General features: G+C 49.7%; 13 protein-coding genes. 2 read left to right on the top strand and 11 right to left on the bottom strand.

The annotated features are described in order from the left end of the window. Positions 1 to 386 precede the first annotated feature (386 nt). Entirely contained in the window at positions 387 to 506 is a 120-nt protein-coding gene (yjcZ, locus tag CFI03_RS06390; protein WP_127496725.1) for a sporulation protein YjcZ, read from the top strand. Between the two features lie 95 nt (positions 507 to 601). Here the strand turns inward: yjcZ and CFI03_RS06395 are convergent, their stop codons facing one another. The 5 genes from CFI03_RS06395 to pdxR all read right to left on the bottom strand — a co-directional run bounded on the left by CFI03_RS06395 (position 602) and on the right by pdxR (position 6,540). Beyond that, on the bottom strand, positions 602 to 1,384 hold the full coding sequence (locus CFI03_RS06395) for an SDR family oxidoreductase (RefSeq protein ID WP_248756837.1): 783 nt from the start codon (positions 1,382 to 1,384) through the stop codon (positions 602 to 604). Between the two features lie 126 nt (positions 1,385 to 1,510). Further along, complete coding sequence (gene rsiV, locus CFI03_RS06400; protein ID WP_248756838.1) at positions 1,511 to 2,404, bottom strand: anti-sigma-V factor RsiV; 894 nt, start codon at positions 2,402 to 2,404, stop codon at positions 1,511 to 1,513. Beyond that, positions 2,401 to 2,907 (bottom strand): RNA polymerase sigma factor, encoded by a 507-nt coding sequence (locus CFI03_RS06405; RefSeq protein ID WP_248756839.1) that lies wholly within the window; start codon positions 2,905 to 2,907, stop codon positions 2,401 to 2,403. The genes rsiV and CFI03_RS06405 overlap by 4 nt, the downstream gene beginning before the upstream one ends. 27 nt (positions 2,908 to 2,934) lie before the next feature. Beyond that, positions 2,935 to 4,980 (bottom strand): acyltransferase family protein, encoded by a 2,046-nt coding sequence (locus CFI03_RS06410; RefSeq protein ID WP_248756840.1) that lies wholly within the window; start codon positions 4,978 to 4,980, stop codon positions 2,935 to 2,937. Positions 4,981 to 5,100: 120 nt separating this feature from the next. Beyond that, on the bottom strand, positions 5,101 to 6,540 hold the full coding sequence (pdxR, locus tag CFI03_RS06415) for a MocR-like pyridoxine biosynthesis transcription factor PdxR (protein WP_248756841.1): 1,440 nt from the start codon (positions 6,538 to 6,540) through the stop codon (positions 5,101 to 5,103). A 124-nt stretch (positions 6,541 to 6,664) separates the two neighbouring features. Here pdxR and CFI03_RS06420 point away from each other — a divergent pair, with 124 nt between their 5' ends. Next, complete coding sequence (locus CFI03_RS06420; RefSeq protein WP_248756842.1) at positions 6,665 to 7,270, top strand: LysE/ArgO family amino acid transporter; 606 nt, start codon at positions 6,665 to 6,667, stop codon at positions 7,268 to 7,270. Positions 7,271 to 7,309: 39 nt separating this feature from the next. On the opposite strand, the gene CFI03_RS06425 is transcribed toward CFI03_RS06420, so the two are convergent. The 6 genes from CFI03_RS06425 to CFI03_RS06450 form a co-directional block, all read right to left on the bottom strand. Beyond that, entirely contained in the window at positions 7,310 to 8,536 is a 1,227-nt protein-coding gene (locus tag CFI03_RS06425; protein ID WP_248756843.1) for a Ger(x)C family spore germination protein, read from the bottom strand. After that, on the bottom strand, positions 8,533 to 9,942 hold the full coding sequence (locus tag CFI03_RS06430) for a spore germination protein (RefSeq protein WP_248756844.1): 1,410 nt from the start codon (positions 9,940 to 9,942) through the stop codon (positions 8,533 to 8,535). Before CFI03_RS06430 ends, CFI03_RS06425 begins: the two co-directional genes overlap by 4 nt. Continuing rightward, on the bottom strand, positions 9,939 to 11,033 hold the full coding sequence (locus CFI03_RS06435; RefSeq protein WP_248756845.1) for a GerAB/ArcD/ProY family transporter: 1,095 nt from the start codon (positions 11,031 to 11,033) through the stop codon (positions 9,939 to 9,941). The genes CFI03_RS06430 and CFI03_RS06435 overlap by 4 nt, the downstream gene beginning before the upstream one ends. After that, a complete protein-coding gene (locus tag CFI03_RS06440; protein WP_248756846.1) occupies positions 11,014 to 11,280 on the bottom strand; it encodes a hypothetical protein in 267 nt (88 codons plus the stop codon). The genes CFI03_RS06435 and CFI03_RS06440 overlap by 20 nt, the downstream gene beginning before the upstream one ends. Before the next feature lie 110 nt (positions 11,281 to 11,390). Further along, on the bottom strand, positions 11,391 to 11,687 hold the full coding sequence (locus CFI03_RS06445; protein WP_201008082.1) for a chorismate mutase: 297 nt from the start codon (positions 11,685 to 11,687) through the stop codon (positions 11,391 to 11,393). A gap of 151 nt (positions 11,688 to 11,838) precedes the next feature. After that, entirely contained in the window at positions 11,839 to 13,314 is a 1,476-nt protein-coding gene (locus CFI03_RS06450) for an MDR family MFS transporter (RefSeq protein WP_248756847.1), read from the bottom strand. Position 13,315: the final 1 nt, after the last annotated feature.

Raw genomic sequence — 13,315 nt, forward strand, 5'->3', positions numbered from 1 at the left:
TGTTGGTTCAATTCTTGTGCTGTTCATCTTGCTGGTGATCATCGTCTGCGGTTGCGGATTTGTAGGCGGTTGGGGTGGCGGCTGCGGCGGCGGTTACCCAGGGGTTGGAGGCGTAGGTACAGGTAAAGGTTACTACTAATCAATAAAGCATCATGCCTCCATGAATGCTGATGAATGTAATTCTTTAAAATATAGAGCGGACAGAAGGCCCCTATACGGGGTCTTCTGTCCGCTTGCGCCTGGCCTGTCAATCTTCCTATCAGGAGACTCATCCTAGCATGACGATTGCAAATAGCCTCTTATCTACGAGATAGAGGTCCAAGCAATTGCTAACATAGAAGCATAATCTATAGTGTATTCTAAATTACTAGGAGGTTTTATTCTTAATGGCATCTTCCGGTTTCATTCTTGTTCTGTTCATCCTGTTGGTCATTATCGCTTGCAGCTGTGGTATCTTTGGTGGTGGCTGCTCTTCTTACGGCGGATATCGGGATAAAAAAAGCTAATACAACTGGTTAGTGATTTTCATAAAAATAGCGTTGCAGGGAGCTATCCCTGCAACGCTATTTTTCTTTTTTAAAAGGCAAGTGAGGCACCCTTTTTATTTTCCGGCTTCCGCATGCATGGCATCCACCGATTTACTCATTAGCTTGAAAATAAAATTAGGCGCCATCCGGCTCATCAGCTTGAGCAGATTGCTTTGCCCCGGACGAATTTCAAGCTGATCCTTTTCCATCGCTTTAAGGACATGACTAACGAGCTCGGACACTTCCATCGCCGCGCTTCCTTTCATATCATCGGCTTCGAACGCGTCAACCAGCGTTGTTTTCGTTAATGGCGGAGCAAGCTCAAATACCTGAACCTGCGTATTCTTGAGCTGGGCCCTCAAAGAGCGGGTAAAGGAATGAATGCCGGCTTTTGTAGCGCCGTAGACGGGCGAGATCGCGAAAGGAACAAACGCCAATGCGGATGAGACATTCATGATGGCCGCGTATGGCTGCTTCAGCAAATGGGGCAGGAACTGGTTAACCATACGGACCGGTCCGCTCAGATTCGTCTCGATCTCGCGGCTGATGTCGAGGAGATCGACTTCCTTCTTCTGCAAATTGATTTTACGCATCAGGCCTGCATTATTAATAAGCATATTAAGCTCCGGGAATTGAACGATTACGCTGTTATGCAATTGGGCGATAGAATCGGGATTCGTAACGTCGCACGGGAACGTATGAAGCTTCGGGTATTGCGCTTTCGCTAGTTCGAGCTTGGCTTGATCCCGGCCAGCTACGATAACCGTATTGCCAAGGGCCGATAAGCGGCTAGCCAGCTCGAGACCGATGCCGGAAGCACCGCCGGTTATAAGAATGGTATTGGAATGAAGTTTCATTGGATTTGTCCCTTCGCTTGTGAGTTTATCGGCTGTATTTTACCATCCCGATCCCTATCTTGTCACCAAAATAAGGAATTGCGGAGACAAAACAAAGCAGAGGAGCATCGCCCCTCTGCTTGTCCCTTACTTAATATAATGGTTGCTGACAAGATCGCCCTGGATGGCGTCTGTTGGAATAATGAATTCCGGAAGGCCCATCGAGCCCGGAGCAACCTCATATTTATTAAATACGATAACCAGCTTGCCGTCTTTGTTAATATAGAAGCTCTGATCCTTCTTGATCGACGAGAACGTCTCCTCTTTCGAGATATAGTCCGTTGCTCCGGCAATCCAATAGATCTTGCCGTCATCGTTTTTCATCTGCTCTTTCATTTGGGCTAAAATATTGTTGCTTACCAGCTTTATATACTGATCATCTTTGAACAACATTGGCAATGTAATCAATCTCTGATTCTTCTTATCAATCGTATCAAAATGCATCACCGTGGAAGAAGATGCCGCCGTCTGCAAAAAATAACGGCCAATAGACAAAATCGTATCGTTATCCGTCTTCACTTCATATCCGGCATCTATTCCGACATGAGCGTCGTTCAAGCCTTGTTTCTTTAGTTCTTCAATCTCTGCCTGGAATTGGGCATATAACGCTTTACTTTCGGCCAAATATTTCTGATTAAGCCCCATTTGAAGCTCCTTGTTCTCCATATTCGTAATCGCCGGCACTTTGATATCGGCTTCGTAATTGGAATCCTTCACTTTGAACTCTTGCAAGGTAAGCACTTTGATAATCCGTTCCACGCCAGGGATGGAAGCAAGAGCGTTCGCAACCGTTGTACTGGCGTTAATCGCAATCAGAAATACGAGTATCGCTGCCGCTACCGTCATCCCTTTCACCTTCAAACGTTTCGCCTTGCGGGTATGCAGGGCTTGTTTGATGGAACGGTTAACGATAAGATCCAGCTCCTCCGGAATCGGTACCGACTGATACTCCTTCCGCAGATGCTCTAATATATCACTCATCCATTAGTCTCCTTTAAGGAAGAATCCTTCAGCTTCATGCGAAGCAGTCTCAACGCTTGGTACAATCTCGTTTTGACCGTATTCACATTCTCTTGAAGCACCTCCGCCACCTCTTCGATCTTCATATCCTCGAAGTAGCGGAGGACTACAACTTCCCGGTATTTAGGGGGCAAATCCGCGAGTGTCCTGACCAGATCGATGTCCATATAGGAATCCTCTGCGCCTAAAGCGTAAAATTCCAGTTTTTCCCGGTCCATCGGATGAACTCTCTTGTGCTTGCGCAAGAAATCCAAAGAGGTGTTCACAACGATACGGTAAAACCAGCTTTTCACCACTGTGGAATCCTTGAGCAGCTCGATACTGGTCATGGCTTTATAAATCGAATCCTGAACAATATCGAGCGCGTCCTCTTTATTTTTGACATAGCTATATGCCAGCCGGTAAATGTTTTCCTTGTTTTCTGTAATGCAATTGGTCAGTATTTGTTCGGACTTTCTGTTCATGGCCGGCATACCCTTCTCTATTTATGGTCACTTGGAGATCGCATCTATAAGCACGGACGCATAAAACTCTGCGCCGTCGCGCTTCAAATGAACGCCATCCTTCGCGAAATAATCTTCCTTCCCTTCGCTTGCAGAATACCAGTCTACTATGGTTACATTGCTGTACGCCTTAGCAACTTCTGGAAGCATCTGATTTACGGTATCCTGCCAATTCCGCGGAACGCGCGTATTGACGAGATAAATACGATCAACCTTATCAAGCGACTCGATTAACGCCTTCAGCTGCTTGTTGGTAAACGCTCCGTTGGTTCCCAGCTCTAGAACGACCGTGCTGCCCAGCGTATCGTTAGCCTTCATCTGGTCGATCACGTCCTGTGCCTGCCTCATCTGACGGCCGACTTTGCCGTCCACTACGATGCCGGGCATTAATTTTTCGAGGAACGGTGCGGCATCCAAAATAACGGAGTCGCCGATAACGGTAATACCTTTGCCGCTTCCCGCTTGATGAACGGGAGGTTTTGCCGTTTCAACCGGCGGCTTATTCGGGTCGTCCGATCCCTTTTGCGGAGGCTCGGTGGTAGAGCTGTCTTTTGTCTCTCCGGAAGGCTTCCCGGCATCCGTTTCCGGTTCTTTGGACGGCTCCGGCGTATGCTCCGGCTTAGTCGTCTGAACAGGCTCCTTTGTAGGATCCGGCTCCTCATTTTTCGCCGGTTTGCTAGATGCGGTATTTTCATCCGGTTTATCCGCATGCTTGTCGGGAGTTGCAGCGGCAGCATCGTCTTCCGGCTCTTTTGTTGGAGACGGCGTTGGCGTAGATGGCGGTGTTGTCGGCTGCAAGTCATCACGCTCGATATTATCCGAGACAACCGTAACCGGAGCCTGTTTCGCCTTCAGAAGCGAGTTCCCGAAGCTTGGCGTAAGTAATAAAGGAATAATAATTAAAAAAGCTAGAGGCTGTACGCCAAGCCATCTGACGGAGAATACCGTCCGGAATTTTGCCCGAAGCGAGCCGCGCCGAAGCGGTTCCTCCACGTATTTGTAAGATAAGGCAGCGAGCGCAAAGCTTGCCGCAATCTGGCATGCAATCAATAACGGACTGGGGGTAACCGCTTGATTGGAAGGGTTCGTTAAAATAATAACGGGGTAATGCCAAATATATAAGCTATAAGAACGTACGCCAATCCATTTTAACGGGCGAAGCCCCAAGGCTTTGGCCAGCAAGCTGGCAGGATGCGCCAGTACAGCGATTACAGTTGCAGTGAGAACCGACAGGCCCAGGAAGCCGCCGCGGTATAATGAAGCATCGTATTCGTTCATTTGGTACATCAAGACGATAAGGGCGATCAAGCTTATGCCTCCGATGATATCCATCGAAAACCGGGAGGCTTTGGACACCGCAGCATTCAACTTATGACTCGGCCATACGACAGCCAGTGCCGCTCCAATCAAAAGACCAAACATGCGGGTATCCGTTCCATAATAGACGCGGCTTGGATCAGATCCGGGAACGTACAGGAACGCCATTGCGAGTGCCGATGCGACGGCTGCGACAAGAATCATAACGAACAGCTTGCCGCGGCGGTGGGTCAGAAGCAATAGCAGCGGCCAAATCAGATAGAACTGCTCTTCAATCGACAGAGACCATAGATGTCCGATTGGGGACGGCGGGCCAAAGCTTTCGAAATACGAGACCTGATGGAAAATCAGCCACCAGTTATTGACGTAGAACAGCGATGATAAGTAGTCGCCCTGCAAGTGGTTTAACCGGTCGGGATCGAGTAACAACAGCCATATGGCAACGAACAGCAGCATACAGAACATCGCAGGAAGAAGCCTGCGTGCTCTTCTTATCCAGAAGTCCTTCAAATCCAGCCTTCCGTAGCGCTGCTTCTGAATAAGGATTTGATCGGTAATGAGGTAGCCGGAGATGACAAAAAAGATGGCAACTCCAATTAATCCTCCCTGCGCCCATTTCATGTTCAGATGGTACGCGATGACGGCGAGCACCGATAAAGCCCTTAATCCGTCCAATCCCGGCATGTAACGTTTCTTGCTGTTCATGTTGTCTTCCATTGCTGTTTCCGTCCCTTACATATTAAATAATTTTGTTATGTATTCAAGACGCATCAGGCCGCCAAAAAGTTTGCACTTTTTTCATGGAAATTTTGAACAAAAAAACAGCATCCCGTCACTTCAGGGTATGCTGTGGGCAAGCCGCTCGATTCCTATTTTCATTTGCTCGAAAGAGGCGTAAGAGTAGGACAAGCGAAGATGATTTTGATCCGTTTTGTCGTAGAGGTATCCGGGATTGAGCAGTACTCCGTCTCTAAGAGTTGCATCGAATAATGCGTGGATGGACAGGTCGCGTTTGAACCTTAGCCAGATATAGAACCCGCCTGCTGGCTCCACCCATTCCGCCACTCCTTTCATATAATAGTCCAGCAGCTGCAGCATATAGGCGCGGCGGGCTCTCAGCTCCTTCCTCACATGGTCGAGATGCTCCCCGTACAGCCCTTGCCGAAGAAATTGCGCGACCGTCCATTGGGATAACGTGCTGGCCCCGTAATCGGATTGCATCTTCACATCGGCAAGCCGATGGATCACCTGCTCCGGTCCAATAACCCAGCCAATCCGCAGTCCTGGACTTAACGTCTTGGACATGCTCCCGATATACAGGACCAGCCCGTTCTGGTCCAGCGATTTAAGCGGCGGAGGGGATGGTTCGTCCAGCCAGAGATCGCGGTACGCATCATCCTCCATGATCGGCAGCTTGTACTTTACGCATAATTGGTAAACGTCCTGCCTTCTGTTCAAGGACATGACCGTGCCCGTAGGGTTATGGAAGCTGGGAATCGTATACAGTAACGTCCCCTTTCCGCTTCCCGCATAATGCTCGAGTGCCCGCGCGTCCATTCCCTCCTCGTTTAAAGGCAAGCCGGTCATACTCATGCCGGCAGACTGAAAGACTTGAAGGGATTGCAGATAAGACGGGGATTCGGTTAATACGGAAGATCCGTTCTTCAGCAGACCGAGGGCTATAAGCTGCAACGCTTGCAGGGCTCCGGATACAATGAGTACCGAATCGGGAGATACGTTCACTCCGTAACCCGCCATATGCTTGCTGATCTCCTCCCGAAGCGGATACAAGCCGCGGGGCTCCGGATAGCCGAAAATATCCGTTTGGGGCGGCAGCTGCCGGAGGATCCGGTTCATCGCCTTCGGATATAAATCCGGAGAAGGCTCCCCCGTCCCAAGCCGTATGATATCCGGTAAAAACTCCGCATGATTAATATCCTGAATGGTTCGTTGATTCGGTCGATGTACACCGGTCTTAACATAAGCTTCCCAGTCCGGCAGCTTGGGAACCTCGTTATCCCAGGCTGCGTCTGCGGAAACGATTGTCCCGCTCCCGCTCTTCCCTTCAATCAGCCCGTCTGCCGTCAGTTCTGCGAAGGCTTGTACGATAGTGCTCCGATTCACGCCGAATACTTGCGCGATAGCTCTTTCCGTCGGGATACGGCTGCCCGGCGGCCATTCGCCGCTTTCTATTTTTGCACGGACATAATCGGCGATTTGCCGGTAAAGAGGCATTCCGTTATTCCGGACCGGCCTCCAGTTCGTTTCAAACTTCATCGGTATCCCCATTCCCTGATCTGATATTGGTTGGTATGCAAGCCAACCGTTTGGATGGCGACAATGTTTGCTGCAGCCCTTACAATAAGTCCATATTTTCATACAACGAAAGGCTGTGTTTCCTTTGCCATTCCTGCATGGTTTACTGCTGGCCATCGGGCTCATTCTGCCCCTTGGCGCGCAAAATGTGTTTATTTTCTCGCAAGGCGCTCTGCAACCCAAATTCCGCATGGCTCTTCCGGTCGTTATCGCTGCGGCCTTATGCGATACGATTCTGATTCTGCTGGCGATTCTCGGCGTCTCTGTACTTATTATAAACATACCCGTACTCAAAACCATTCTTATTATCGCCGGCGTACTGTTTCTTGCCTATATCGGCTGGATAACCTGGCGCTCAAACGGTGGAGCATACTCCACTGCCGAAGCTCGCCGGTATTCCCCGCGCAAGCAGGTTATGCTCGCCGTCTCGGTATCGCTCTTTAATCCCCATGCCATCATGGATACGATAGGAGTAATCGGTACCAGCTCCTTGCATTACGGCGGCCCGGCAAAATGGATGTTCGCCGCAGCCTGTATCTTCGTCTCCTGGCTGTGGTTTTTCTCTCTCGCCGCAGCCGGAAGAATACTTGGCAAGCTGGATTCCAGCGGCCGACTGATGAAGGCGATGAACAAAATCTCCGCTCTGCTCATCTGGGCATCAGCCATTATGATGATTGTAATCAATGCATAAACGGAAGAAGACCAGCCGGATGCTGGTCTTCTTCCATGTTTATGGTCCAATCCCGTCTTTTTCAAGCTTTTGCGTCTTCAGATCCGGGCGGCGCAAAGTGAAATTACTGTCGATTTCCACTTCGGCTTTGCTGAATAGCGAGTCCCATTCCCTCGCGATAGGTTTGAACTTGCGGAAGTGATAGCGGTAATAGTGCTGGCCAAAGCCAAACACGTCTACGCCGAAATTTTTCTGCACATAGCTAATCGTCTTTTGCATTTCTTGATTAACGTATTCCCGGGTCATTTCTTCAATCTTGTCATAACCCTCAATTGTCGACAGCTTAATATTCTGGTCTAGACTCGTAATCTTGCCATCCCCCTCGACATTTAGCCGAATTTTTGGCGTTTTACCATCCATCCGAACATGCATATGGGAGTGCATATGGTAGAATTGAACGGCTACGGCGCCGGGGCTTTTGGGCCCGCCATCCGATCCCGGCAAGGAAAATAATGTGTTATAGACGTAGTCGCTTGCCAGCATAACCATACGCGTATGCTCGTTGGATAGGTACCCGATAAGCTTATCTCCGTGGAAGACAGCAGCTCCGGCCATTTTGACGACAGCAGCCGGGTAGACGGTCTTAATCGAATCGAGGGATGCGCTCTTTTCTACGTCGCCCGATATGGTAATCGCTCCGAGCATCAGCACGCGTCCTTCCGTTAACAGCGCCTGTGCAACATCGTACAAGTGACTCCGAGGAATGCCTCCGTGGACCTTCCGGTAAGTCTCCACCTGCATCTGAATCTTATACCCGGCATATTGCCCCCTTGCGTAGACCGTTCTTAGGAAATCCGATGCGGGGGAGCCCTTCCCAACCAACACTAGAACGTCTTCACGGACATACCGGTTCCGTTGAAGTACGTCCATAAACCGATCGATCCCTTCCCTTGCAAGCCGTTCATCGATAATGATAACCCGGATATGAGAGATAAGGATCATTCGCTCCAAGCTTTCGTTGATCCTTTGCGTTGCTTCGGCTATCGAATTACCTTCTTTGGAATAAATCGCAGTTGGAGTGCCGCCCTTCCCCCCTTTGCTTGGGTCCGTCTCCAGAGCGTTAACGACTTCAAAGGTCACCTTGTATTTCGAATGATTGCCCGGTTCAAGCGCCATACCCGTGACAAGGGAAGACTGGTTCAGCTCGGACTGATCCCAGCATCCCGTACAAGCGGTAATCAGAGCAAGGCACAGCAAGATCATCCCACCGAATCGTATGGCGCTCATGTGACTCTCCTCTTATCCCAGCGGGAGAATAACGACAAATACGGTACGCCAAACGATTCAATGCGAGTCAACTGTACCATAAGCATCGCACAGCCCAGTACGAGACCGTATAACCCGATAACGGAGGCCAGAATAATCATCCCGAACCGGAAAAAGCGCACTTTGGAACCAAACGTATAGATTGGCGCGACAAAGCCGGAGATCGCGGTCAAGGCGACAACAATGACATTAATGTTGGAGACGACTCCGGCCTGTACCGCAGCTTCGCCAAGCACGAGTGCGCCAACAATGGAGATGGTTGGTCCAACCAGCCGGGGCATCCGTGTACCCGCTTCGCGCAAAATCTCAAACGTAATTTCCATGAGCAGAATTTCGATGCTTGCCGGAAAGGGAATGCCCTCCCGCTGGGCTGCGATGCTGGTCAGCAGAATGGTCGGAACAAGCTCCTGATGATAGGTCGTCACCGCAATGTAGAGAGCCGGGACAACCAGAGACAAAATAAAAGCAAAGTATCGGAGCACGCGGGAAAAGGTTCCAATAACGACCCATTGGTACTCGTCCTCCGGCGATTTGAAGAAGTCGGTGAATAGTGACGGAACAACAAGCGCAAACGGGCTGCCGTCAACAATGATAGCGATTCGTTTGTCTATCAAAGAGCTGCAAATCGCGTCCGGTCGTTCACTGCTATAGACGGTAGGAAACAGCTGAATTCCTTTTCCCTTCGAATGAAGCATCTCTTCAATCCGGCCGGAATCGAACAAGCTGTCGATTTGCGAGCCGTTCAGTTTCTCCCGGACCTGCTTCAGAATATGATCCTCCACCTCGCCGTCCAGGTAAGTCATATAGACAGCCGTATGCGTCATATAACCAAGTTCGAACTTCTCGAAACGGAGCTTTACGTTATTGAACCTTCTGCGGATCAGGCTCATGTTCGTATCTGCCGATTCCGTGAATCCTTCCTTCGGGCCGCGAACGACATTTTGCGTGGTCGGCTCGTCAATGGAACGGGAATTAAGCGTTCGAACCTCCAGAACAAGCACCTTCGGGAATCCGTCTATAAAGATGGCGGCGTTGCCAAGAACAATCTTGTCCATTACCTTATCCAGGTCTACAAGCGTCTCATGCTTCAATGCGGCATAATGGACAATCTCAAGCAGATGAAAGGTCTCGTCCATGCTGACAGGCTCTTTATGATCGGACAGAGTCAGTTCCTTCAGAACATGCTCAATGATGAAATCCGTATTGGTCATGGTGGTCAAATAGCATAGAAGCCCTTTGTAATGCCCGACATCCACGGAGACTACCGCCAGATCCGCCGTATTGCCGAACACGGAAGAAAATTGTTTTTTTACATTCTCTAAACGGTGGGACTCCTCTCCGGCAAAGCTCATATTGTCCGTATTCATGTGGCCTCTCCTTTTCGGTAACGGATTCGGAGCAGCAGCAGCGTTAATAGCGGCACGATTAATTGAAGCGGAATATGAAGCGTATAGATGACATACGTCAAGCCTTCCGTCAAATGCTCGGCGCTGTTGCGCGTGACAAGGATTGAGAATGCACCTGCCAGAAGTGCAAGCGGAAAATTATATTTCCCCGTCTTACCCTTGAAAATATGCATAAGACCTTCCGTGCAGGCGAATAAAAAGACCGCGCATTTAAGCAGCGTTCCGAACATAATGATAAGCGCGACGATGGCATCCATCCGCGTGATGATATTGGCGATATTGATGAGACGCGCCGCATCAAGCAAAGCGAATGAGGAATATTTCTTCTCTTCGATGCCAAGCGTCCAGATTTGAATGAGATCGGACACCGATAAAATAATGCATGCGCTCAGGAATGCGTATAAGGTAAGCCGGCGAAAGCCTTTCGCGCCGCCAATCTCCTTCTGAAATACCAGGAATACAACGATCTCTCCATAAGGGAACCAGATCGAATGCTGGAAGGCAGACAAAACCACCGGACCGATTCCTTGCGATAAGAACGGGAGCATCTGTTCCAGAATAAGCGAGCTGCTGAACAGCAGAAGAATCCCGATAGTAAGCAGCATCATTATTACAATGCATAATACAAGCGATGCGAACCGGGCTATGGCCTGAATCCCGCCCAGCGTGGCATAGGCAACGATCAGGACGAACAACGTTGTGATGAGCGGTACGGGAGTCATGCGAAGGAGCGTGCTCATAACGAGCTCAACCATATCCCGGATATTCCGGGAGGCAATGTACAGGAAGTACGTTGCATAGACAAGGACAAAAGCTTTGCCTATGATTTTTCCCCAAGCTTTTTCAAGCAGCTGGTACAGCCCCATATCCTTCTGCGAAGACAACATGGCACCATACACGACAATAAACAAGCAAGCCGGGAAAAACGCAATGATTCCGACTAACCAGGAGTCTGGAACCACGCTGGGCGTTCCGAAGATAATCGATGTACTGAGCAAAAACACCAGCTGCATCGCGAACATATCAACAAAGTTAATTTTGCTTGGCGTCACCGTTATTCCCTCTTCCCTGCTTATTCGGCTGCTTGCTGGGCTTCTTCAAACGCTCGGTCATATTGAAGTCTACCCATGCTCCCATCAGAAACGCAGCCACGATAATATAGATGGTCGAAGTATCCGGATAGATCGGAAGAAGATGCACAAATACATGCAGGAAAGATTGTTTAAAAACGAGCATATCCAGAAAACACATGACGAGCAGGCACATTACCGTAATGACGAAAAGTCCGAGGATGATCACGAGGCGGCACCCTCCCTAACCTTGTAGTTATTGTCATTTTGCTCCAACAGGGATGGAAATATGTACAAAAAAAAGCACCGCGGCGTAACCGAAGTTACAACCGCCGTGCCTTAGACCGCTTGATCCGTGAAATTATCCGTAAGCAGCTCCTGATGTCTTGATATCGCGATGTCCATAATTTTCCGGTAAATGTCTACGGCGTATTCTGGCCTCAAGCCGTACTGCTCGGAGAGCTCGACAATTTTCTTGAACTGCTGTTCTTCCCGCTTGGGATCTTGCGAATGAAGCTGATTCGCTGCTTTGTATTCCCCTACTGCCTCAGTAAAGATGAATCTTTGTGCCAATAAGGCAACAATCTGTTGGTCCGTCTTATCAATGGCCGATCGCAGTCCTTCTAATACTGTCATGTGCACCCTCCGTAGTCTGATGTCGCGTAGACGCTTTATAGCAGTAAAGCAATCAATATATATTGAAGATAACATACAGTTGTACAGTCTGTAAACGAAAAAAACCATCCATTCCTGAACAATTCAGAAATAAATGGTATTTTCGTTCGGATTAGTGACCCATCATCATAGGAGCTTCAACGACAGAACCTTCATCGCCTTCTGCTCTGACCGGTTTGCGAAGGAATAAGCCCAACAAAACGCCTGCAATGGCAATGCCGACCACAACAAGGAAAGTTTCACCGTAGGAATGATATAAGGCGTCAATCTCCGGAGCCTTGCCAGGTACCGTCGCATCTTTAATCTTTGTAGTCAGATAAGTGCTTAGTCCCGCGATCGCAAAAGACGTCATCACCTGCTGCGCTGCGGAAGTAAGCGAGGTGACGCGGCCAACCAGGCTTGGCGGGGAGGCTTGAATCAGATACGTATTCATCGGCATCATGGACAAGCCCATCCCCACTCCAAACAGACCGGAAGTAATCAGGATAAGCGATAAACCGTCATCCGCGGAAATGTTCGATAACAGGAACGAAGCCACTCCGACGATACTAAGGCCGGTAACCAGCAGCGGTCTTGCTCCGATCCGGTCGAACAGCCTGCCTCCAATCGGCATAAAGACGGCGGAAGCGATCGCTTGAGGCAGCATGATCAGGCCGGATTCCGTGGCCGTATGGCCCTGGACTTGAATCAGAAGCATCGGAATGAGGAAGAACGTTCCCATCAGCGCAATCTGCGTAAACCACTGGACGATAATCCCCTTGCTGAAATCCCTGGAGCGGAATACGCGAAGCTCCAGAAGCGGCTGCTTGCTGCGCAGCTCAACAAACACGAAGATAATGAGCGAGGCAGCGCCGACAATCAGACCGGTTAAAGTCTGAACCGAAGTCCAGCTTGTGCCTCCTTCGCTTACCCCATACGATAATGCGGCAAATGCGAGCGGTCCAAAAATAATGCCCGGAACGTCCAGCGATTTAACCTCCTGGCGCTCAATGTTCGGCAACGTACGCATGCCTGCGATAATCCCGATGATGCCAAGAGGGATATTGATAAGGAAGATCCAATGCCAGGTTGCGTAATCGATTAATGCGCCGGCTACAACGGGGCCTAATGCGGGAGCGATCAGAACCGGAATTCCAAGCATCCCCATGACGGAGCCAACCTTCTCGGGCGGGCTAAGCTTATAAATGATCGCGAAGGCAATCGGCATAACCATGCCGCCGCCAAGACCTTGAATAATCCGGAAAAGAATCAGCATTTCGATATTGCCCGCAAAAGCGCATAGCAAGGAACCAAACGTAAACATCCCCACGGAAATGAGGAAAATCCGCTTTGCCCCAAACCGGTCGGACAGCCAGCCTGCCAGCGGAATGACAGCAGCTTGCGCAAGCGCATATCCCGTAGTCGTCCATTGAACGACGGACAAGTCCTTGCCGAACTCCTTCATGAAGCCGCTTAACGCGACATTCATCGCCGTTCCGTCCAGAATAACCATAAATAAACCAACAATGACGGCAATGAGAGGCGCGATGATCGATCTGATCGTAAACGTACTCGCGTCAGTTACGGCTTGAATATTTGATTTCGCCATT

It is taken from the genome of Paenibacillus sp. ATY16, from assembly GCF_003399985.2.
In the GTDB taxonomy this organism is placed as follows: domain Bacteria; phylum Bacillota; class Bacilli; order Paenibacillales; family Paenibacillaceae; genus Pristimantibacillus; species Pristimantibacillus glycanilyticus.

Bases quoted from the DNA above. Each gene is read 5' to 3' on its own strand.
- rsiV (WP_248756838.1), bottom strand. From the start codon at position 2,404: ATGAGTGATATATTAGAGCATCTGCGGAAGGAGTATCAGTCGGTACCG.
- pdxR (WP_248756841.1), bottom strand. From the start codon at position 6,540: ATGAAGTTTGAAACGAACTGGAGGCCGGTCCGGAATAACGGAATGCCT.
- CFI03_RS06445 (WP_201008082.1), bottom strand. From the start codon at position 11,687: ATGACAGTATTAGAAGGACTGCGATCGGCCATTGATAAGACGGACCAA.
- CFI03_RS06395 (WP_248756837.1), bottom strand. From the start codon at position 1,384: ATGAAACTTCATTCCAATACCATTCTTATAACCGGCGGTGCTTCCGGC.
- CFI03_RS06405 (WP_248756839.1), bottom strand. From the start codon at position 2,907: ATGAACAGAAAGTCCGAACAAATACTGACCAATTGCATTACAGAAAAC.
- CFI03_RS06430 (WP_248756844.1), bottom strand. From the start codon at position 9,942: ATGAATACGGACAATATGAGCTTTGCCGGAGAGGAGTCCCACCGTTTA.
- yjcZ (WP_127496725.1), top strand. From the start codon at position 387: ATGGCATCTTCCGGTTTCATTCTTGTTCTGTTCATCCTGTTGGTCATT.
- CFI03_RS06425 (WP_248756843.1), bottom strand. From the start codon at position 8,536: ATGAGCGCCATACGATTCGGTGGGATGATCTTGCTGTGCCTTGCTCTG.
- CFI03_RS06450 (WP_248756847.1), bottom strand. From the start codon at position 13,314: ATGGCGAAATCAAATATTCAAGCCGTAACTGACGCGAGTACGTTTACG.
- CFI03_RS06410 (WP_248756840.1), bottom strand. From the start codon at position 4,980: ATGGAAGACAACATGAACAGCAAGAAACGTTACATGCCGGGATTGGAC.